Annotated in this window: 15 protein-coding genes; 4 read left to right on the top strand and 11 right to left on the bottom strand. The window is 56.3% G+C overall.

Annotated elements, in window-relative coordinates:
* From astB to M8010_RS05405, 6 genes are read right to left on the bottom strand one after another with little or no spacing between them, the layout of a single operon-like run.
* Positions 1-1,341 carry an N-succinylarginine dihydrolase gene (gene astB / locus M8010_RS05430; protein ID WP_250089523.1) on the bottom strand — a complete coding sequence of 447 codons (1,341 nt, stop codon included), beginning with the start codon at positions 1,339-1,341 and terminating at the stop codon, positions 1-3.
* A gap of 13 nt (positions 1,342-1,354) precedes the next feature.
* On the bottom strand, positions 1,355-2,830 hold the full coding sequence (gene astD / locus M8010_RS05425; RefSeq protein WP_250089522.1) for a succinylglutamate-semialdehyde dehydrogenase: 1,476 nt from the start codon (positions 2,828-2,830) through the stop codon (positions 1,355-1,357).
* A gap of 5 nt (positions 2,831-2,835) precedes the next feature.
* Positions 2,836-3,882, bottom strand: coding sequence for an arginine N-succinyltransferase (gene astA, locus M8010_RS05420; RefSeq protein ID WP_250089521.1), 1,047 nt, complete (start codon positions 3,880-3,882; stop codon positions 2,836-2,838).
* 28 nt (positions 3,883-3,910) lie between these two features.
* Positions 3,911-4,927, bottom strand: coding sequence for an arginine N-succinyltransferase (locus M8010_RS05415; protein ID WP_250089520.1), 1,017 nt, complete (start codon positions 4,925-4,927; stop codon positions 3,911-3,913).
* A 31-nt stretch (positions 4,928-4,958) separates the two neighbouring features.
* On the bottom strand, positions 4,959-6,176 hold the full coding sequence (locus M8010_RS05410; RefSeq protein WP_250089519.1) for an aspartate aminotransferase family protein: 1,218 nt from the start codon (positions 6,174-6,176) through the stop codon (positions 4,959-4,961).
* Between the two features lie 49 nt (positions 6,177-6,225).
* Positions 6,226-7,677, bottom strand: coding sequence for an exonuclease domain-containing protein (locus tag M8010_RS05405; protein ID WP_250089516.1), 1,452 nt, complete (start codon positions 7,675-7,677; stop codon positions 6,226-6,228).
* Positions 7,678-7,883: 206 nt separating this feature from the next.
* Between M8010_RS05405 and M8010_RS05400 the strand changes: the two genes are divergently transcribed.
* Complete coding sequence (locus M8010_RS05400) at positions 7,884-9,026, top strand: DcaP family trimeric outer membrane transporter (RefSeq protein ID WP_250089515.1); 1,143 nt, start codon at positions 7,884-7,886, stop codon at positions 9,024-9,026.
* Positions 9,027-9,476: 450 nt separating this feature from the next.
* Here M8010_RS05400 and M8010_RS05395 read toward each other — a convergent pair whose 3' ends face one another.
* The 4 genes from M8010_RS05395 to aceE all read right to left on the bottom strand — a co-directional run bounded on the left by M8010_RS05395 (position 9,477) and on the right by aceE (position 15,769).
* Positions 9,477-10,724: a type II toxin-antitoxin system HipA family toxin gene (locus M8010_RS05395; RefSeq protein WP_250089512.1), complete on the bottom strand. Its 1,248-nt coding sequence runs from the start codon at positions 10,722-10,724 to the stop codon at positions 9,477-9,479.
* Positions 10,714-11,130 (bottom strand): helix-turn-helix transcriptional regulator, encoded by a 417-nt coding sequence (locus tag M8010_RS05390; protein WP_250089505.1) that lies wholly within the window; start codon positions 11,128-11,130, stop codon positions 10,714-10,716. Before M8010_RS05390 ends, M8010_RS05395 begins: the two co-directional genes overlap by 11 nt.
* A gap of 309 nt (positions 11,131-11,439) precedes the next feature.
* Positions 11,440-13,095 carry a dihydrolipoyllysine-residue acetyltransferase gene (gene aceF / locus M8010_RS05385; protein ID WP_250089504.1) on the bottom strand — a complete coding sequence of 552 codons (1,656 nt, stop codon included), beginning with the start codon at positions 13,093-13,095 and terminating at the stop codon, positions 11,440-11,442.
* Between the two features lie 10 nt (positions 13,096-13,105).
* Complete coding sequence (gene aceE / locus M8010_RS05380; protein ID WP_250089503.1) at positions 13,106-15,769, bottom strand: pyruvate dehydrogenase (acetyl-transferring), homodimeric type; 2,664 nt, start codon at positions 15,767-15,769, stop codon at positions 13,106-13,108.
* Between the two features lie 495 nt (positions 15,770-16,264).
* Here aceE and M8010_RS05375 point away from each other — a divergent pair, with 495 nt between their 5' ends.
* The 3 genes from M8010_RS05375 (at position 16,265) to M8010_RS05365 (ending at position 19,796) form a co-directional block, all read left to right on the top strand.
* Positions 16,265-17,629 carry a KamA family radical SAM protein gene (locus tag M8010_RS05375; RefSeq protein ID WP_250089487.1) on the top strand — a complete coding sequence of 455 codons (1,365 nt, stop codon included), beginning with the start codon at positions 16,265-16,267 and terminating at the stop codon, positions 17,627-17,629.
* A gap of 195 nt (positions 17,630-17,824) precedes the next feature.
* Positions 17,825-18,955 (top strand): helix-turn-helix transcriptional regulator, encoded by a 1,131-nt coding sequence (locus tag M8010_RS05370; protein WP_250089485.1) that lies wholly within the window; start codon positions 17,825-17,827, stop codon positions 18,953-18,955.
* A complete protein-coding gene (locus tag M8010_RS05365) occupies positions 18,948-19,796 on the top strand; it encodes an alpha/beta fold hydrolase (RefSeq protein ID WP_250089484.1) in 849 nt (282 codons plus the stop codon). Before M8010_RS05370 ends, M8010_RS05365 begins: the two co-directional genes overlap by 8 nt.
* A 45-nt stretch (positions 19,797-19,841) precedes the next feature.
* Here the strand turns inward: M8010_RS05365 and M8010_RS05360 are convergent, their stop codons facing one another.
* A complete protein-coding gene (locus M8010_RS05360; protein ID WP_250089482.1) occupies positions 19,842-20,711 on the bottom strand; it encodes a tetratricopeptide repeat protein in 870 nt (289 codons plus the stop codon).
* Positions 20,712-20,826: the final 115 nt, after the last annotated feature.

Here is a 20,826-nt window from a genome sequence, read left to right as displayed (position 1 = left end):
TTAACGCTGGAAGTCGTAAACAGACCCAAGCCCGAGTATGCCCGTAAGCTCATCAAGCGCCTTGCGAACTTCATCAAGCAACATCGGGTCACTCAGATCTTCCTGGGTCAACTCTTCCCGGTAATGCGCCTCTACCCAGGTGGTCAGGCGTTCGTAAAGCGCATCGGTGAGCATTACCCCCTGATGCATGGCCTTAAGTTCGTCGTCGGTCAGTACCACTCGCAAACGCAAACACGCCGGCCCGCCGCCGTTGCGCATGGACTGTTTGACGTCGAAGACCTCCACCGAGGTAATCGGGCCCGAGCCGTCCACCAGCTCGTCCAGGTAACGGCTGACCGACTCAACCTCGCGACACTCCCCCGGTACCGCCAACATCATGCCATCCGGGGTGTTCAGTAGCTGGCTGTTGAACAGGTACGACGCCACGGCGTCTTCCAGTGGCACCTGCTCGCTGCTCACCCGCACCGCTTCCAGCTTCGTTCCGGTCAGGCGCGAGCGGATGTCGGCCAGCACACTGTCTTCATCGAGAAACGCCAGTTCGTGGTAGAACAGGGTGTTGCCGTTGCCCACCGCGATGACATCGTTGTGAAACACCCCGGCATCGATTGCATCCGGATTCTGCTGGGCAAAGACCACGTGGCTGTCTTTGAGGCCGTGCAGCCGGGCAATCGCCTGGGAGGCCTCCAGGGTCTGGCGGGCAGGGTAAAGCCTGGGGGCCGGGGCCTGTTCATTGAAGGCGATCTGGCCGTAGACGAATAACTCCACACCCGGTTCGCCGTAGCCGCCGCACAGGCGGGTGTGATTGGCCGCGCCTTCGTCGCCGAACTGGCTGACCGACGGCAACGCGGGATGGTGGGCAAACCAGGATTCGTCCGCGAAGATAGATTTCAGCGCCCTGCCCGTCACGACATGTTCAATGGACCGGTGGAACTTGGCGCTCAGATTGGCCGGGGTGAAGTGCACGCGGTGGTCGGCAGTGTCTGCACTCGGCGAGACGGTTGCCGCGTTGGCCGTCCACATGGCGGACGCGGAAGATGCTGACGCCAGAACGGACGGGCTCTGTTCGGCGACCGCCCTGAGTATCTCACCGTCTGAACCACTGAAACCCAATGCCTGCAAGGTAGGGATATGGGGGCGCTCGTGGGGCGGAAGCACGCCCTGAATGTAACCCCGGTCCGCCAGCCGTTTCATCTTTGCCAACCCCTGCAAGGCTGCTTCCCTGGGGTTGGATACGGAGCGAACGTTGGATTTCGACGCCACGTTGCCCCAGGACAGCCCGGCATAGTTGTGGGTTGGCCCCACCAGGCCATCAAAGTTGGCTTCTACCGCATGCTTGGCCATGTGTGATTGTCCGTCAGTCGAAATTTAGTCCGGGGGCAAGGCTTTCCGGCACTTCACTCTTTTTCGCTTCCAGCGAGGCCATGGGCCAGGCGCAGTAATCGGCAGCGTAATAGGCACTGGGGCGATGGTTACCACTGGCGCCAACACCGCCAAACGGCGCCGCACTGCTGGCGCCGGTCAATGGCCGGTTCCAGTTTACGATGCCGGCGCGGACCTCATCCGCCAGCCGTTCGTAGAGTTTGTGATCATCGGTCAGGATACCGGCAGACAACCCGTAACGGGTATTGTTGGCCAGCTCCAGAGCCTCGTCAAAACTCTTGTAGCGATAAACCGTCAGCAATGGGCCGAAGAATTCTTCGTCCGCCAGGTCCATGCCGGTGGTATCCACAATACCGGGGGACAGCAGGCCAGTGCCTTCCTGCAGCCGCTGCATTTCAAGTAGCGACTTGCCGCCGTGCGTCACCAGGTCATTCTGGGCTGCCAGCAGCTTATCGGCGGCTTCCGAGGAAATGACCGAACCCATAAACGGTTGTGGGTCGGCATCAAACTCTCCCACTTTTATGCGACTGACCACTTCCACGAAACGCTCCAGAAACTGGTCCCCCTTGGTACCCTTGGGAACCAGCAGCCGACGGGCACAGGTGCAACGCTGGCCGGCGGACAGAAAGGCCGACTGCAGCGCGTGGTGAACAGCGCCATCAATATCGTGAACATGCTGCACGATCAGCGGGTTGTTACCGCCCATTTCCAAAGCCAGGATTTTTTCCGGTTGCCCCCCAAACTGTTTGTGCAGCAAGTGCCCCACGGTGGAGCTGCCGGTAAAGAAAAGCCCGTCCACGCCTGGGTGGGACGAAAGCGATTTACCGGTTGGTGCGGCGCCGTGAACCAGGTTGATCACACCGTTGGGAATGCCGGCCTTCTCCCAGAGTTTCACGGTCATCTCGGCAACACCGGGGGTAAGTTCACTGGGCTTGAACACCACGGTATTACCCGCCAGCAGGGCCGGCACGATATGGCCATTAGGCAGGTGCCCGGGGAAATTGTAGGGGCCGAACACCGCCACCACGCCATGGGGCCGATGCCGCAACACGGCGTGGCCGCCAGCCACATCGGATTCGGAATGGCCAGTGCGATCATGGTAGGCATTGACCGATATCCCGATCTTGCCAATCATCGCCGCCACTTCGGTGCGGGATTCCCAAAGCGGTTTGCCGGTTTCCGATCCGATCTGGTAAGCCAGTTCCTCCTTGTGCTCTTCCAGCAGTTTGCCGAATTTTTCCACCACGGCCTGGCGCTCCGCAAACGTACGCTTGCGCCAGTCAACAAAGGCATTACGGGCTTCACGCACCGCGGCGTCCACGTCCTCAATGCTCGCGCTGACGCCATCCCACACCGTTTCGCCGGTGACCGGCTGGAGGGATTCGAAAAAATCGCCATGGCCCTCAAGCCAAAGCCCGTCAATATAGAGTTGGCCTGTCAGGTTTGCCATAGTCATTACCTCCTTCCGGTATCTTTGAGCGGTGCAAGCCGTACACGGTCGCCGGACTCTACCTCCAGAGCCTCTGCCACATCGGCCGGTATACTGACAGTATCGAACTCAATACAGCCAGCCGGTATGGTGGTTACCCGAAAGTCCCGGAATGACCGGTTGGATATCATCACCTGCTCTTCCGCCGGCACGTTCATATCCAGCGGCTTCTTGCGGATCATGACGTGGCGATCGATGCTTTCACGCACGGTACGAATATTGTGGATAAACGCCTCAACGACCGGACCGCCATCGAAAATGTCCACCATGCCATTAAAGTTGAACCCTTCTGCCTGCAGCATATTCAATGCCGGCGCCGTATTGTCGTGGACGCGGCCAATCACCGCCCGAGCGGCATCCGGCAACATCGGCAGGTAAATGGGGTATTTGGGCATCAGTTCAGCGATAAACGCCTTGTTGCCCAGGCCAGAGAGCATGTCTGCCTGGCTGAACTCCATATCGAAAAATTTGCTACCCAGGGCGTCCCACAGAGGGCTCTGGCCGTTGCCGTCTGACACACCCCGCATTTCCGCAAACACCTTCTCGGAGAAATGACCTCTGAAGTCGTCCAGGTACATAAACCGGCAGCGGGACAGCAGCAGGCCGGTGCCGCCACCCCGGTGGGAACCCGACAGCAGCAGCGAACAGATCTCGGTGGTGTCGGTCATGTCGTTGGACAGGTGCAGGGTTGGCGTGCGCACGTGCACCCCGAGCTCGCGGGAGGCATTCACAGTAACGCTGAGCCGGTAGTTATAGAACACCTCATCCAGGCCAACCCGCGCCTGAATGCCACTAATGCCGACGCACTGCTTCAGTTCGGTGTCTTCAAGGGCAAACAGGTACAGCCCCGCTTCCGGGGCACAGCGCTGTTTGAAGGTTTCGCGGGTATGGTCGATTTTCTTTTGCAGCAACTCCCGGTCTGCCGGCAGGGTGGTCAGCCCCTTCCCGGCCCCCTGGGCCATGGCATAGAGGGCGTCGAGATCGTATTCCTGTAGCGGTCGGATCAGTAACATACCGGCCTCCTGCGTGCGATCGCCCTGCTCATAACGGTGTAATCCTTACGTCGTCACCGGAGCTTCTGCCCAGGCATTTCCAGGTTTTCAGCGGCACCTTGATCTCATCACCCAGGCTTTCAGTCAGTGACGTCAACGTGCTGCGAAAACCTGCACCCTCGCCACCGGAGATCAGGCACAGCTCCCCGTCATCGGTATTCGCGGCATGCAATGTTTTCGGGTGGCTGGTGACAACGGATTTGAGCGCGTCGGTGCGGGCTTCAAGCACCGGGCCGGCGTCAAAAATATCCAGGTAGCAGCCGCTGCGGAAGCCCTCATGCTGAAGCAATTCAAACGTTGCCCGGGTCTGGTCATGTGGCTGCCCCAATGCTTTTCTGGCCGCCTCACTGAGCAAGGTGACGTAGATCGGATTGGGCGGCATCAGTTCAGCAATAAACGTTTTACTCAGCTCACCGGAATACTGGTCCGCGGTTTCAAAATCCATATTGAAGAAATGCCGACCCAGGCTGTCCCAGAAGGGAACCTCGCCGTTCTGTGTCTGAACACCCTGTATTTCCACAACGGTGTGGTCGGTGAACAGATGACGGTGGGCCGCAATGAACAGCATCCTTGCCCGCGACAGCAGTTCAAAGGCATCCGTGCCGCGCAGCTCCGGCTTGATGGTGAAGGAACACAGCAAGGTGTGGTCAGTCAGCGCATGGGACGGATACAGAACCTCCACCCGGCGCGAAATGCCCAGCTCGTGGGACGCGTGAATAAGTGCGTCCATGCGGTAGTTATAGAAAGGCTGCCCATTTCCCGCCCGGGCATCAATGCCGGAGACACCATGAACCTTTCCGGTGCTGGTGTCTTCCAGTACGAACAGGAACCGCCTCGCCTCATCAGCCTTGTTCTTGCCCGCAAAAGAGCGTGCAGACTGGTCAATCTTGAGCGCAAGTGCCTCTTCCTTTTTGGGCAGGGTGGATGACATCCGTGGGCCCTGGCCCCCGGCGATGTCGAGTATGTCTTTCAGGTCACCCGGCAGAGCCGGACGTACCAGCCACATAGGCGGATCTCCTGGTTTTAGTCCGCAAATTTTATTGCCCGCAAACCTTTTTCACGCCAGCTTCAAAGCGCGCCAGCGCTTCGTCAATATCCGGCTCGGGAATAATCAGCGACGGCGCCAGCCGTATAACATCGGGGCCTGCAATCAACACCATTACACCCTCAGCCAGGCCGGCGTTGAGAAATTCCTTGGCCTTGCCTTTCCACTTCTCGGTTAACACGCAGCCCAGCAACAACCCGGAGCCGCGAACTTCGCTGAAAATGCCATAGCGCTCGCCAATATCCATCATGCCTTTGCGCAGGTGCTCTGAGCGGGCAGCAACACCCTTGAGAATCTCTGGCTGGCTGACGGTGTCGATCACCCGCTGGGCAACGGCACAGGCCAGAGCGTTACCGCCATAAGTGCTGCCGTGAGTGCCAACGCCGAGGCTTGTAGCAACTTTTTCAGTGGTAAGCATGGCCGCCACCGGGAAACCACCACCAAGACCCTTGGCCGTGGAGAGAATGTCCGGGGTAACGCCGTACATCTGGTAAGCGTACAAGTGGCCGGTACGGCCAACACCGGACTGGACCTCATCGAACACCAACAGGGCATCGTTTTCATCGCAGAGCTGGCGCAGCCCCTTCAGAAACTCAGCGTCGCCGGGCATAACGCCACCTTCACCCTGAATGGGCTCCACCACCACGGCGCAGGTTTTGTCTTTGGAAATCAGCTTTCTGACTGATTCCAGATCATTGAAATCTGCGTGGTGAATACCGCCGGGTGCTGGCTGAAAACCCTCCAGATACTTTGGCTGACCACCGACACTGACGGTAAACAGCGTGCGACCGTGGAATGAGTTCTTAAAGGCAATGATTTCGTTTTTTTCCGGGCCGAAGTGTTCCCAGGCATAACGGCGCGCCAGCTTGAACGCGGCTTCGTTGGCCTCGCCACCGGAGTTTGCGAAGAACACCCGCTCGGCGAAGGTAAGGTCGCACAAGGTTTTGGCCAGGCGCAGCGCCGGCTCATTGGTCATCACGTTGGACAGGTGCCAGATTTTCTCGGCCTGCTCTGTCAGCGCGCTCACCAGGCCGGGGTGGGAATGCCCCAGACAGGTCACCGCAATGCCACCCGCCAGATCGATATACTCCTTTCCCTCCTGGTCCCACACGTGGGAGCCTTCCCCCCTGACAGGAATCACAGACCCTGGCGCGTAGTTGGGTACCATTACCTCATCGAATAGTTCACGGCTGACGGGTTCTCTGTTCATCGGTGTCTCTCAAACAAAACGTGAAGAATTAAATTTAATCATACGCCACTCAGGGCATGAGCACATCCGGTGCACCCACCGCATCCAGTTGCACAACCTTTGGCGACCGCCCATCTCGCCCCATAAGGGCCTTGACCAGCAACTTGTAGGAGTCCAGGTCAAAATTGACGGCCTGACCCCGCAACGACAGGTTATGCAGGTCATCCATACTGTCCAGCGTGGCCACGTGCATCCAGTTATAGACCACCAGGATATCCGTCCTTCCGGTTCTATCGTTGTGTTCCACAACTCCCACTGGGCCCTTCCAGGGCCAGGTTTTCAGGCGCAGGGCGTGAAAAGCAATCTGCACCCTCAGGTTGTACTTCACCACGTCCTCGCCACCATCACAGGCTCCTTTACAGCGCCCCAATGTGCGCTGAAAGCAGGGCCCCTCATGTTCCGGCTCCAGGCCCAGCAGCTTGTTGCAGAGATCATTTTTCGCCGCAATGCCGCTCAGGGCTTTTTCAGCATCTTTTTTGCTGCGAAACAGCCCGAAATAACCGCCCAACCGGTGAGGTTCGATTTCCCGAACCAGCCGGGCCTGAAGGTAGCCGCTGTCATTATTCGCAAGCTCGATACTCACAAGGTTCTTCGCGGCCCTGGAGCGACGGTTGAACAGCGGCTTCAACTGTTTTATCTGCTTTAATTCAAGCAGTAACGCGCCCAGCTCGCCAGCGGTTTCTGTCCAGTCCACCCTCCGCAGGCTTTCTGACATGCGCACACCCCGGCTGGAATTGTGGTCGCCGGAGAAGTGGGAGGCCACCCGTTGCGCAATATTAGTACTTTTACCTACGTACAGAAGGACGTCATTTTCACCATAGAACCGATAGACCCCCGGCCCACGCGGAAGGTCCTGAAGCACATCGACGGGCAGATTGGAGGGAATGCTCGGCCGCTGCAGCAGTTCACCTATGGCTGCATCCATTAATTCTGCACCCTTTTCCGCCAACGCATGCTCAAAAAAAGCCAGCATGGCGGACACGTCCCCCAGGGCCCGATGCCGCTGAACCTGGTCAAGGCCGTGGCGTTCAATCAGCGCGTCCATGTTATGGCGCCGGAAGCCGGGATAGAGTTTGCGGGACAGCTTGACGGTACAAAGCACTTTTGCAGAAAACAGCAAACCCAGCCGTCGGAATTCAGCCTTTATAAAGCCATAATCGAAGCGTGCGTTGTGGGCGACAAAAATGGTGTCTTTCAGTTCCAATTCCAGCTCTGCAGCAATATCCGCGAACAGCGGAGCGTCTGCGACCATCTCATTGGTAATTCCGGTAAGGCTCTGAATAAAGGAAGAGATACGCGTTTCGGGGTTGATCAACGTCTGCCACTCGCCAACCACCTGGCCTGAGCGCCAGAAACGGATGCCAATCTCCGTAATACGATCGTGTGAGTTATTGCCGCCCGTTGTCTCGATATCGAGAAATGCGAAAGTGGCAGAGTCGAGAATACGGTTGTTTTTCATCATGGGAAATAGGTACGCTGAACCCGAAATAGTCGATTTTCTGCCCTACTGGCAGAGGGAAATAAACACAATTCTCAAAAAGTTCCCCTAACCCGGCGATTTCGTTACATAGACATTCGTCTAATTAATGCAAAAATTTATTTGAAATGTCACAGTTTCGTAACTACCTTGAAGTGGGTCCAACAAAAATAAGTGTGGAGACAACAAAGATGCAAAGCAACAAATTGAGAATGGCAATTCGTGCGACTGCAGCAGCGGCAGTATTTGGCGTAGCTGGTCAGGCTGGCGCGGTAGAATTGAGCACTGGTGACTATGAGACAAATCTCTACGGATTTGCTCGAATAGTTGCGGCCTATGACATAGACGAAGATATTTCTAACGGCGGCCGAGCCGGTAACTTCGGTGCAATCACAAAAGGCGATGCAGATACAGCCGACGGCCATTTCGGTATGGACGCGAATACCAGCCGTGTTGGTCTTTCTGTAGTCAACCCGCAAGGCGTAAAAGCTGTTATCGAGTACGACTTCGACAATAGCGCCAACATTGATGCGCGCCTACGCCACGCCTATGGCGAGTATAAGGGTGTAAGAATTGGCCGATACTGGTCTAACTATAACTCTTGGGTCGGTAACACCGCGAATGTGGACTTTGATGGCGTTCCGGGTGTTGCTGGTACACAAGACCGGACCGAACAAATCACCTACATGACCGGCCCCCTCTCCTTCTCACTCGAGAATCCGATCGACTATGGAGGAGTAGCAAACTCAGGCGGCACTGCCAAGACAAGCACTCCTGCACTGACTGCAAAGCTTGAAGATTCACAGGGTGGATTTTCTTACGCGGCAGCCGTCATGGCCAAGCAAACAAGTTACGACACAGGTACAGCCGATGATTCAGCCATTGGTTATGGCGCGTTCCTGGCCGGTAAACTTGCCGTTACCGATATGATCTCCATCCAAGGCGCGATCAACTATGCGGATGGCGCCAATGCGTATGTATATCGCGCGGGCACCAACTTTGCCGGAGCAGATGCTTACGTAGACGCCAATGGCGATCTGGAGACCATAGAAGCAGTAGGCGGTGCACTGGGTGCTAGCTTTGGCCTGGGTGGTGGACGCTCGGTCAACGTAGGCTACGGCACGTCAATGTCAGATTTGGATGACGCCGTTCAAAGTGGAGCAGTGCCAGCAGGCACGACAGAATCCAACACCACGATGTATGTCAACTACATGTGGAGTCCGGCTGATAGCGTTAGCATGGGTGTACAGTTCGAAAATCTGGAAACCGAAGCCCAAGGCGGAGCCGACGGCGATGCAAATCGCATCATGTATTTGGCTCAGTACAACTTCTAATCCTTCCGTTAGAAGTTAGTTAACTCAGCAGAAACCCCGGCTTCGGCCGGGGTTTTTGTTTGCCTGGATTAAAACCACTCCCCCGCCCCCATCGCACTCCCACCAACATCCACCTAGGCTCTTTAAAGCAGCGGCAGCGCCTTCGTCATCCGGTTATCCATGGGTCGCGAGAGGGCTATTTAAAATCATGGAGAGGAAATAGATGGGCTGCATCGGCGCGAATACCGCTGAGAATCCGGCTACCCATAAGTGTGCAAAAGATACTGAAGGAGAACTGCGATCTCACAGAAGCTAAAACAAGCGAGGCTGGTCAGGTTAGTCAGAACCGTGAAGCGCCAGGGATGGCGCGACCGAGCCCTACAGGGACGTATCCACGGGCGTGTTCTGAATAACCTGACCGGCCTCGCGGAAATCCACGCAACTAACAGGCCAGGGGGAAAATGACCAGCTTCACTCCAAATCGTAGAAAATCGATTCGCTAAGAATAGTCGCCTGGGACAGAAAATTGAGGTCGCCCTCCGGCGTTCCGGCTTGGGAAAACATCTCCCACCAGTGTTTCCGGACCACCTCAACCATTCGCTCGATCATCTCGCTTGCCTGATCTTTTTCGAGCCCGAAGCGACCACAGTTACTGATGGCATTCTTGAGGTTTGCCTTCCGCCCCCACTCACCAACAACCATAGCCTGATCCGCCGAAATTCCAGCTCTTGGCTGCGGGCACACATCATAGGCCGGTGTCAGGTCCAGAAACCGGCCGTCCCAGAAACAGGCATGGTTGCGGGCATGATCATCCACATTCCCGATCAGGATATTGAACGCCATCCGGCGAAACAGTTCAGCGCCGTCTTCCTGGAAGTCCCGGGCATACTGGCGCAGCACATCCGCCAGCTCAAGGTAGCTCGAATAACCGGCCCGAACCGCGTATTCATCCAGATTCAGAAGTGTCATGGCGCTGATCATATGCCGCCGATGTGCGCCTTCCGGGGTAACTGTGCGATCGAACCGACGCACCAGGATCACCCGCTTGTTCAACACCTCCACAATCCGTGTTTCAGCAACGTTAACCCCAGCCTTCAGAGCCAGTTGCATACCGCCACCTTCTACACCCACCATATCGGCGTAGTCCCTGCTGGAACTGAATTTGGCAATCCAGTACTCATCGTTTTCATGGAGAAGCGCTTTCGGGCGAGCCCCGCCGACACTTGTGCCATGATTCAGAGCAGCATCAAGATGCGGATCCAGGGCTTTGCCCTGGTCGATTCTATCGGCTGCTTCCAGCAGTTCCTCCAGCGGCGCTGCGTGGCTTTTCTTCGGGATGTAGTGCTTCGAATCGTTTGTCGCATCCAGCGCGCCGATGCGATCCGGCCCCGCCCGGAGCAGGAAATCGATCTCGCCAAGTTCGCTTTGTTTACGACCCGGCGTATTTGCGAACTCCCGCAACATGACATTACGCCCCCACGCATCCGGAGAGGCATCTCGAATAGCACTGTTCAGCTCGGCATCAAGCACAGCCTCATCTTCAGTCAGCTTCCCCAAAGGGCGGCCCGGAGGCGCCAGGGGAATGGCATTATTGCGTTCAAGGTAGCTTCGTGCGTAACGGAAGACATGCTCGTAGCCGTTGAAAGCAACAACGCCACACACAACCGGCTCTATCTCCCCGGGAAGATAGAACCAGAGAAACGCCTCTTCAGAAATCATTGTCGATTACCTTTTTCCCGGTGACTCTCCCAGTTACCCCGTGCGCTGCAGCGTTTCGGGTTACCGATGCAGAAGTACGGGGCCTGGAACGTGATGAAAGGTTCACCAACGCATCAACAAGAGAACCCACAGTTCCCGAAGATTCTTGAGCACTGAGCGGGAGCGTCGAAAGAAGAGGCAGATTCAGAACCCAAAGCGCACTGACCACCAGGCCAAAGTCCGCCGCCGGGTCGCCATTTTCCAGGGCACTGATATGCCGCCGATCCACGCCACCCAGACGCTTACCGAGCTCAGACTGACTCCATTTCCGCTCCTTGCGGGCGGTGGCAATGAGCTCACCGGTAGCTTTCAGGGCATCCTGAACCTGACGAATATTGTAGGTTTGCGCTTCTACCGATTTAGGCATTGTTCACCAAAACGTACATATAGGGACTAGATGTTTATTTTAGCGCACAACATTGAATACAACCAAAATTGTACGTAAAAATGCACAAAATAATTAGATATGTACGTTTTGAAGACCAGAAAAATCAGAAAGGCGATATTACCAAGGCAAAAACAAGCGAGGCAGGTCAGGTTAATCAGAACCGTGGAGCGCCAGGGATGGCGCGACCGAGCCCTACAGGGACGTATCCACGGGCGTGTTCTGAATAACCTGACCGGCCTCGCGAAAGCCCCGTAACCCGCAGACTACAAGGCAATCAACCACCAAAAGTCAAAGAAGAAGAGAGCGAATATCCCCAAGCAACTGACTTAGCACAGAGGTAAACCGGGCTGCATCCGCCCCGTTCACCGCCCGGTGATCGTAGGACAGCGACAGCGGCAGCATCAGCCGTGGCTGGAAATCCTTGCCATCCCAGACCGGCTTCATTGCCGCCTTGGACACCCCAAGAATTGCCACCTCCGGCGTATTCACAATCGGCGTAAACGCCGTGCCGCCAATGCCACCCAGGCTGGTGATGGTAAAGCAGGCACCCTGCATTTCAGCGGGCTTCAGCTGCTTGTCCCGGGCCTTCTGGGCCAGCTCCGCACTCTCTGCCGCGAGCTCCCACAGCCCCTTCTTGTCCACATCCCTGATCACCGGCACCATCAGCCCATTGGGCGTATCCACCGCAATCCCGATGTGAATGAACTGCTTGCGCACCACTTCCTTACGTTCCATGTCCAGGGACACATTGAACTGTGGCAGCTCCGCCAGTGCCGTGGCACAGGCCTTCAGCAGGAACGGCAGCGGCGTCATCTTCACGCCCTTCTTCTCGCCGGCTGCCTTCTGGGCCTTGCGGAAATCCTCCATGTCGGTGATATCCGCATCCTCGAACTGCGTGACATGGGGCACGTTCAGCCAGCTGCGCTGCATGTTGTTCGCGGTTGCGAACATCATCCGCGACATGGCTTCACGCTTGACCTCACCAAACTGGCTGAAGTCCGGAAGTTTGACGCCGGGAATACCAGAGCCGGTCGCAACGCCACCGCCCTGCTGAGCCTGCTTGAGCTGGCTCTTCACATAGGCGTGGACGTCGTCTTTGATAATCCGGCTCTTGGGACCCGAGCCTTTGATACGGGCCAGATCAGCACCCAACTCACGGGCCAGCTTGCGCACTGCGGGGCCGGCATGCACCTTCGTACCCGGCGCGGGTGGCTCGTAGGTAGAGCCCTGTGGCTCGGGCGCTTCCTGCTTCGGCTTATCCTCGGATTTGGGCTTATCCTCCGATTTCGGCTCGGGCTTTTCTCCCTCTTCAGAGGCCTCGTCCTGTTCGCCACCGTCTTCCTGAACGGTCATTTCCAGCAGCTTGTCGCCTTCAGAAAGCTTGTCACCTTCGGACACCAGGATCTTGCCAACTTTGCCTGCATAGGGCGAAGGAATCTCCATGGTGGCCTTGTCGGATTCCACAGTCACCAGCGGATCATCCGCTTCGATGGTGTCGCCCTCGGCGACATTGATCTCGATGATCGGGACGTTGTCGAAGCCATCCAGCGCCGGCACCGTGACGGTTTCCTTGCGGGAGCCGCCGGAAGACTTCTTCGCAGCTGGCTTGGTTTCCGCCGGCTTCTCCTCCTGTTTTTCTTCGGCCTTTTCATCGGCTTTCTGCTCAGGCTCGTCGTCACCGGAATCATCGGAACCACCAGCATCACCGCTGGCTTCCATCATCCCCACAACGTCGCCTTCCTTGACCTTATCACCCACCTTGACGGTAATTTTGGTGATCTTGCCTGCACCGGGCGAAGGCAACTCAACGGACGCCTTATCGGACTCGACCGTCAGTATCGGATCTTCTTCTTCAACCGAATCCCCCTTGCTGACGAGTACTTCAATAACCTCAACCTCGTCCGCACCGCCGAGATCCGGAACCTTGATTTCCTGCTCACTCATAGCGGTCTCCTTAGCTCAGCACCGGGTTCGTTTTATTGCGATCGATTCCGTACTTGCGCATGGCGTCGAGAACCACATCGTTCTTCACCTCACCATCCTGAGCCAGGGCTGACAGCGCCGACACCGTTACGTTGTACCGGTCCACTTCAAAGAAGCTGCGCAGCTTCTCCCGGGTGTCACTGCGGCCGAAGCCATCGGTACCGAGAGTCAGGTAGGTTTTGGGGATGAACGCCCGGAGCTGCTCGGAGTGCAGCTTGATGTAATCGGTAGAAGACACCACTGGCCCGGTCTGATTCTCCAGGCACTGGGTGACATAGGCTTTCTTGGCCTTGTCATCCGGGTGCAGACGGTTCCAGCGCTCGACATGCTGCCCTTCACGGGCCAGCTCGTTGAAGCTGGTCACACTCCACACATCGGAAGCAACGCCCCAGTCGTCTTTCAGCATCTGGGCCGCGGCACGTACTTCGTTGAGGATGGCGCCAGCGCCAAGCAGCTGTACCCGGGGTGTTTTCTTGCGCCCCTTGGTTTCGACCGACTCGAACAGGTACATACCTTTGATGATGCCGTCTTCGCAATCTTTGGGCATTGCCGGCTGCTCGTAGTTCTCGTTCTCAATCGTCAGGTAGTAGAAGACGTTCTTGTTGTCTTCATACATCTCTTTCATGCCGTGACGAAGCACCACCGCCATTTCGTAGCCGTAAGCCGGATCGTAAGCCTTACAGTTCGGAATAGTGTTGGCCAGAACGTGGCTGTGACCATCCTGATGCTGCAGGCCTTCGCCGTTAAGGGTGGTGCGGCCGGCCGTGCCACCGATCAGGAAGCCACGGGCCTGAATGTCACCGGAAGCCCAAGCCAGGTCACCCACACGCTGGAAGCCGAACATGGAATAGAAGATGTAGAACGGGATCAGCGGGAAGTTGTTGGTACTGTAGGAGGTAGCTGCCGCCATCCAGGCCGCCATGGAACCATCCTCGTTGATGCCTTCCTCGAGGATCTGGCCCTTCTTGTCTTCCCGGTAGTACATGATCTGGTCCCGGTCTTCCGGGACGTACTTCTGGCCTTCAGCGGTGTAAATACCCAGCTGACGGAACATACCTTCCATACCGAAGGTACGGGCCTCATCCGGCACGATCGGAACCACTCGCTTACCGATGCGCTTGTCTTTTGTCAGTGCTGTCAGTATCCGCACAAAGGCCATTGTGGTGGAAATTTTCCGGTCACCGGAACCTTCCAGCACCGCCTTGAAGATATCCAGATCGGGAATCTGCAACGGCTGACAGTCTTTGCGGCGCTTGGGATAGAAACCGCCCAGTTCCTGGCGGCGCTTCTTCATGTAAACAACTTCCGGGCTGTCCGGTGCCGGCCGGTAATACGGAACGTCGTTGAGCTCCTCATCCTTCAGCGGCACCGCGAACCGGTCACGGAAGGCCTTCAGCTGTTCAATATCCAGCTTCTTCAGTGAATGCGCGGTGTTCTGTGCCTCGCCGGCTTCGCCAAATCCGTAGCCCTTGATGGTGTGGGCCAGGATAACGGTGGGTCGACCTCCGTTATCGTTAATCGCGCGGTGGTAGGCCGCATAAATCTTGTAGGGATCATGCCCGCCACGGTTGAGTTTGTTGATCTCATCATCCGACAGACCTTCAACCAGTTTCGCCGTTTCCGGATACCTGCCGAAAAAGTGCTTGCGGGTGTAGGCCGGGCCGTTGCTCTTGAAATTCTGCAATTCGCCGTCGCACACCTCATCCATGGTGCGCTGCATCATGCCATCCTTGTCGTTCTCGAACAGTGGGTCCCAGTGGCGGCCCCAGATCACTTTCGTCACGTTCCAGCCGGCACCACGGAAGACGCCTTCCAGCTCCTGAATGATCTTGCCGTTACCACGAACCGGGCCGTCCAGACGTTGCAGGTTGCAGTTAACCACGAAAATGAGGTTGCTGAGATTTTCCCGGCCAGCCATCGAAATAGAGCCGAGGGTTTCCGGTTCATCACATTCGCCGTCACCGACAAAGCACCAGACTTTGCGGTCGCCCATCTCGATGAGCTCACGGCTATCCAGATACTTCATCACATGGGCCTGGTAGATGGCCTGGATTGGGCCAAGGCCCATGGACACTGTCGGGAATTGCCAGTAATCGGGCATCAGCCAGGGATGCGGGTACGAAGACAGGCCTGTGCCGTCCACTTCCTCACGATACTTGTCCAGGTCTTTTTCGTCGAAACGACCTTCCAGGAAGGAGCGAGCATAAATGCCCGGCGAAGAGTGCCCCTGGAAGTACACCAGATCAGATTCGCGTTTGCCGTCGCCGCCATGGAAAAAATAGTTGAAGCCAACGTCATACAGGGTGGCCGCAGAGGAGAAGGATGAAACGTGGCCGCCCAGATCACCAGGCCTCTGATTGGCTCGCATGACCATGGCCATGGCGTTCCAGCGGATCAGAGAGCGGATACGGCGCTCCATGAACAGATCACCGGGCATCGGCTTCTGCTGGGAAACAGGAATACTGTTCCGGAACGGCGTGGTGATGGAATAGGGTAGCTGGGTACCATCCCGGCTGGCTCGCTCGGAGAGCCTCTCAAGTATATATTTGGCCCGGTCTACGCCTTCGTTCTCGATCAGAGACTCCAGCGCATCCAGCCATTCACTGGTCTCTATGGGATCATCATCCTGGTACATCAAACCCTCCCCTTGGCATTAAAAGTGCGGCGCGTGCCACGATCAGCAGCTGAGCGCCCTGCAGTGTCGATAAGCTGCGATGGAATGCAGAACGTTTTGTTGTGGGTATTCGCCTGTTCATTACCTTGAACAAGCATAGAACACGATTGCCAGTTTTACTGCCTGAAGCGCATTGCTTTGACGGCTTTTGGCCTGAACCAACCCGGAATCACGTAGTATTTTTACTACATTTTGGTGCCATACTTCAATTTTCAGGACGAATTGCTACTAAACACCCAGACTATTTCGGTTAGTTACGCAATAATGGCGCCTTTTTCATCTCCAAACAAGCGTATTCAGACCAATGTCGTAGGATTCCTACCTGTTTCAGGCATTTTTAGTTAGACCTGAAAATGCTTTTGTATTTATGTATACTCGCCTGCCCGTTTTTTAACCAGCGGAGTGGTGGCGAATCCCACCCTCCTGAATTTGGCGAATCATCAAAGAGGGCGATCTATGAACTCCATCGTCACGTTCCCGAACCGGATTCCGACTGCCGAGTTCGAAGAGCGGCGCTTCAAGGTCTATACGGACCGCCAGCTCGACAAGATCGACGTAATACAGAGCCTCCCCGAGGAGACCCTGTTCGAAATGAAAGTGGTCGCCAGCGTGCTACCCTTCCGCGTTAACGAATATGTGATCAACGAGCTCATCAACTGGGACAAAGTACCCAACGACCCCATCTACCAGTTGGTCTTTCCGCAAAAAGGCATGCTGAAGGAAGCGCATTACGAGCGCATGGCAGCGATGCACCGGGACGGCGCCGACAAGAAGGAAATCCAGGCCGTTGCCAAAGAAATTCGCGACGAGCTTAATCCGCACCCCGCCGGCCAGATGGAAATGAACATGCCGGAGCTGAATGGCGAGGTTCTGGACGGCGTGCAGCACAAGTACCGGGAAACCGTTCTGTTCTTCCCCGCCCAGGGCCAGACCTGCCACTCCTACTGCACCTTCTGCTTCCGCTGGGCGCAGTTCGTGGGTGACAAAGACCTGAAGATGGCCAGCACCGAAGCCGAAAAGCTGCATGGCTACCTTCAGGAACATACCGAAGTCAGCGATCTTCTCTTGACTGGTGGCGACCCCATGGTGATGAAAACCAAACACCTGGTTCAATACCTGGAACCGCTGCTGCAGCCTGAATTCGATCATATCCAGACCATCCGTATCGGCACCAAGGCCCTCACCTTCTGGCCGTATCGCTTTGTGACCGATAAGGATGCGGATGAGCTGATCGACCTGTTCGCCCGCCTGGTAGATGCCGGCAAGCACGTGGCCATCATGGCCCACTATAACCATTGGCAGGAAATCACCACCGAGATTGCGGAAGAGGCTATTCGCCGCTTGCGTGCCACCGGCGCGGAAATTCGTGCCCAGGGCCCATTGATCAAGCATGTAAACGATAATGCCGACGACTGGGCCAGACTGTGGGACAAGGAAGTGCAGCTTGGCATCATCCCTTACTATATGTTTGTGGAGCGGGACACCGGCGCCAAGAACTACTTCGAAGTCCCCCTGGTAGAGGCATTCCACATCTACCGCGAGGCCATGAAGCAGGTGTCCGGCCTGGCCCGCACCGCCCGCGGCCCATCCATGAGTGCCGGCCCTGGCAAGGTAGAGGTGCAGGGCATCACCGAGATCCACGGTGAGAAGGTGTTCGTACTGAGGTTTATCCAGGCCCGGAACCCGGACTGGGTACAGCGGCCGTTCTTTGCCAAGTACAGTGAAACCGCCACCTGGCTGCATGAGCTGGAGCCGGCGCTCGGAGAAGAGAAATTCTTCTTTGAGGATGAGTATGAGGAAATGAAGAAGGGTAACGGTTAACAGCCGACCTCGTGCAGGCGGCCCCTTCTCGGGGCCGCTACTCCTGCCACTCGATACTGCTTCCACTTGTATATCTCCCCGTTTGTCGCAAACCCAAGTGGCTTTCAGAGCCTTTTTTTTGCCTAAGCTTTACACCTGTGCTTTACTTCGGGAACGCAAATAATATGTACAAAAAATCAACAGGAGTCGACTGTTTTGAAGGATGTAGTCTCAGCAGCCCCCTCACTGCTGAATGATCTGTACGAACGCACAACCGATCCCACGCAATGGCCGGTCTTTCTGGGCAAACTCGCAACCCTGTTCCGCGCGGATACTGCCTCCCTTCGATTGACTGACCTGCATGACCCCGTGGTCTACCACTCCTACACCATCGGCTTTCAGCAACACTCCAACCAGCGCTACGAATCAGAAGCCGTTGGACTGGATCCTTTTCGTGAGCGCATAGCAACTGGCCCACTGGGCGAGGTGCTCGAAAGTACTTCCATTATCAGCGATCAGGATTTCGAACGTTCGGAGCATTATCAAACCGTGTTTCGCCCCAACGGTAATTTTTACGCCATGGGTACCCAGTTTGAACGCGAAGGGGGCCGCGGCATGCACATCGGAATTCACCGGCCCAAACATCGTGGTTGCTTTACCAGAGAAGAAGTCAGCACTCTGGAATTCTTCAGCCCTCACCTGCAGCGGGTGATCAGACTGTCCCGACTATTGAACAGCCTTAACGAATCTCTGAGGCAGGCGAACCGGGCTCTTGACCACCTGCCCTTCGGTGTCTGGCACATGGATGCAGCGCTCGGTGTCGACTGGATGAATGCAGCGGCAGAAGATGCGCTCGCCACCAACACCTATGGCCTCGGCCTAAGGCGCGGACGCCTGAGGTCGGAATCGACGAATTCGCCTGATGTTCTTAAAGCCATGGTCCGTAAGCTGACCGAAAACCAGTCACTGACCGAAACCCTGAAACTGGGCCAGACGGGAGCATGCCTGGTGATGACACAGTCCCTTCAGACCCGAACCGGATTTCACATCGGCAGGGCGCATGTTCCCGGCATACTCTGCTTCCTTCTGGATGCCGGCCGACCAGCGCATCTGAACCAGAGTCAGCTCACCACAATGTACAACCTGACACCCGCGGAATATCGGCTTGCCAGTTTTCTGGTGACCGGCCTTGATGTCTCTGAAGCAAGCGCACTTCTGCAGATCTCTCCACACACCGGCAGGACACAGCTGAAGTCCATCATGCAAAAAACAGGAGTCAACAGGCAGGCAGCGTTGCAGCGCATGCTTCTGCTCAGTGCCGACATGCTGAGACAGCCGGATGAATGATTCACAAACCCGGCACTTGCAGCTGTCAGATGGCCGCACCTTAAGCTATTCAGACACGGGAGATGGCGTTAATGGCACCTGGGTTCACTGTCACGGAATCCCGGGCTCTCGATATGAGCTGGCACACCTCGCTGAGGACCTGAGTGCCCGAGGCGTGCGAATAATTATTCCTGATCGCCCCGGCTATGGCGATTCGACTCCCCACCCTCACTACAGTTTTGAACAGCACTCGGCTGACCTTCGCCAACTGGCCGACCATCTCGGGTTGCAGCGCTTTTCGGTATCCGGTTTTTCCGGAGGTGGGGTATTTGCCATGGCAACCGCTCATGATCTTGGCGAACGAATAAAACAGCTCACGATCGCCGCAACACCGGCCGTGCCACTGATGGATAATCCGTTTGCCTATGCGTCGGAGCTGACAGCAAACGCGTGGCAAGCTGCGCTCGAAGATACGGATAAACTTGCCAGGGAATTACAGGTGCTTACGGAGTCGGCTGAGGTTTTATCGGACGCACTAATCAGTTCAGCCGGGCAGCTTGATCGCGAACACCTTTCTTCTGAACAGTTACGGCGAGCCTTTCACAAAAGCACTGAAACAGCATTGCAGCAGGGCCCGACAGGATCGGCCAAAGCACTTGCCCGGGACTCCCGCCTGATTGCACAACGATGGCCTTTCCGGCCGGAGAACCTCAAGGTGCCCGTGCGTGTCATTCACGGTCAAAGCGATGAGCTTGTGCACAAGGAACATCAAAGCGTGTTATCCGCTTACCTACCTATCGCCAAGAGGCTCCTTTTTGATGGAGAGGGGCACTACAGCGTGATCCGCTTCATTTGGAAATAACGTGTTGTCGGGTTTCGCCTTTGGCTCTACCCGACCTACGAGGGATCAATGCATGAGCGTATAGAGCTTACGCCGATACGTGCGTACATCCGGATTGTTGTTGCCCAGCTTATCGAACAGCTCAATCAGTGTCGTTTTCGCCACTTCGTCCTTGTACTTGCTATCCACCCGCATCAGGCGGATCAGCAGTTCCATGGCTTCGGCGTTGTTTTCCTGCAGAATGTGGTGCAAGGCCAGCAGATGCAAGGCGTTGGGGTCTTGCGGGTCTTTGTCCAGTGCATCTTCCAGCTCATGAACAGGAGGGAGCTCCGCGGACGCCTTCAGGAACTTCAGCCGGGCTGCCAGTTGCTTGGCCTGGTGCTGCATTTTTTCTTCCGGCGGCAGGCTTTCCAGTACCTGTTCGGCGGTTTCCAAATCGCCCAGTTCCGCTTTCAGCTGGGCCAGGTCAATCAGTACCTTCAGATCTTCCGGATCGTTCCGGTTCATCTCGGTGAGAACCGCAAGGGCCGCTTCTACATCACCCTCTTCCCATAAGCGATGGGCCTTGTCGTAGGGAGCCTCCTCTTCTTCCGGTATCTCGATGTGCTTGTCGAGAATCTTGCGGATCTCGCTTTCCTGCAGTGCGCCGTTGAACCCGTCAACGGCCTGGCCATCTTTAACCAGGATGACAGTTGGCAGGCTTCGCACACCCAGGCTACCGGTGAGTTGCTCCTGCTCATCAGCGTTCACCTTAGCCAGCATGAAACCGCCTCTGTACTCATCTGCCAGCTTCTCCAGCAGTGGCATAAGCTGCTTGCAGGGGGCGCACCATTCGGCCCATACGTCGATCAGGATTGGCGTTCTGGACGAGGCTTCCATGACATCCTGCTGGAAGTTGTCCATGGTGGCTTCGAAAATGTACGGCGAATTGCTCATGGGTGGCACCTGAAATTGGTTTTCTGGAAATGGTTTCCTGAAATGTCCTAAACGGATTGTTGTTGGAAGTGGGGGCTGAGGGAAGAAATTCAAGTCTACCTCTTGCCTTGAAATA

This window comes from Marinobacter sp. ATCH36, assembly GCF_023555055.1.
Taxonomy (GTDB): Bacteria; Pseudomonadota; Gammaproteobacteria; order Pseudomonadales; family Oleiphilaceae; genus Marinobacter.
This window is presented reverse-complemented; position numbering and strand designations above follow the sequence as displayed.

Coding starts and splice junctions, on each gene's coding strand:
- astB (WP_250089523.1), bottom strand. CDS start 1,341: ATGGCCAAGCATGCGGTAGAAGCCAACTTTGATGGCCTGGTGGGGCCA.
- astD (WP_250089522.1), bottom strand. CDS start 2,830: ATGGCAAACCTGACAGGCCAACTCTATATTGACGGGCTTTGGCTTGAG.
- astA (WP_250089521.1), bottom strand. CDS start 3,882: ATGTTACTGATCCGACCGCTACAGGAATACGATCTCGACGCCCTCTAT.
- M8010_RS05415 (WP_250089520.1), bottom strand. CDS start 4,927: ATGTGGCTGGTACGTCCGGCTCTGCCGGGTGACCTGAAAGACATACTC.
- M8010_RS05410 (WP_250089519.1), bottom strand. CDS start 6,176: ATGAACAGAGAACCCGTCAGCCGTGAACTATTCGATGAGGTAATGGTA.
- M8010_RS05405 (WP_250089516.1), bottom strand. CDS start 7,677: ATGATGAAAAACAACCGTATTCTCGACTCTGCCACTTTCGCATTTCTC.
- M8010_RS05400 (WP_250089515.1), top strand. CDS start 7,884: ATGCAAAGCAACAAATTGAGAATGGCAATTCGTGCGACTGCAGCAGCG.
- M8010_RS05395 (WP_250089512.1), bottom strand. CDS start 10,724: ATGATTTCTGAAGAGGCGTTTCTCTGGTTCTATCTTCCCGGGGAGATA.
- M8010_RS05390 (WP_250089505.1), bottom strand. CDS start 11,130: ATGCCTAAATCGGTAGAAGCGCAAACCTACAATATTCGTCAGGTTCAG.
- aceF (WP_250089504.1), bottom strand. CDS start 13,095: ATGAGTGAGCAGGAAATCAAGGTTCCGGATCTCGGCGGTGCGGACGAG.
- aceE (WP_250089503.1), bottom strand. CDS start 15,769: ATGTACCAGGATGATGATCCCATAGAGACCAGTGAATGGCTGGATGCG.
- M8010_RS05375 (WP_250089487.1), top strand. CDS start 16,265: ATGAACTCCATCGTCACGTTCCCGAACCGGATTCCGACTGCCGAGTTC.
- M8010_RS05365 (WP_250089484.1), top strand. CDS start 18,948: ATGAATGATTCACAAACCCGGCACTTGCAGCTGTCAGATGGCCGCACC.
- M8010_RS05360 (WP_250089482.1), bottom strand. CDS start 20,711: ATGAGCAATTCGCCGTACATTTTCGAAGCCACCATGGACAACTTCCAG.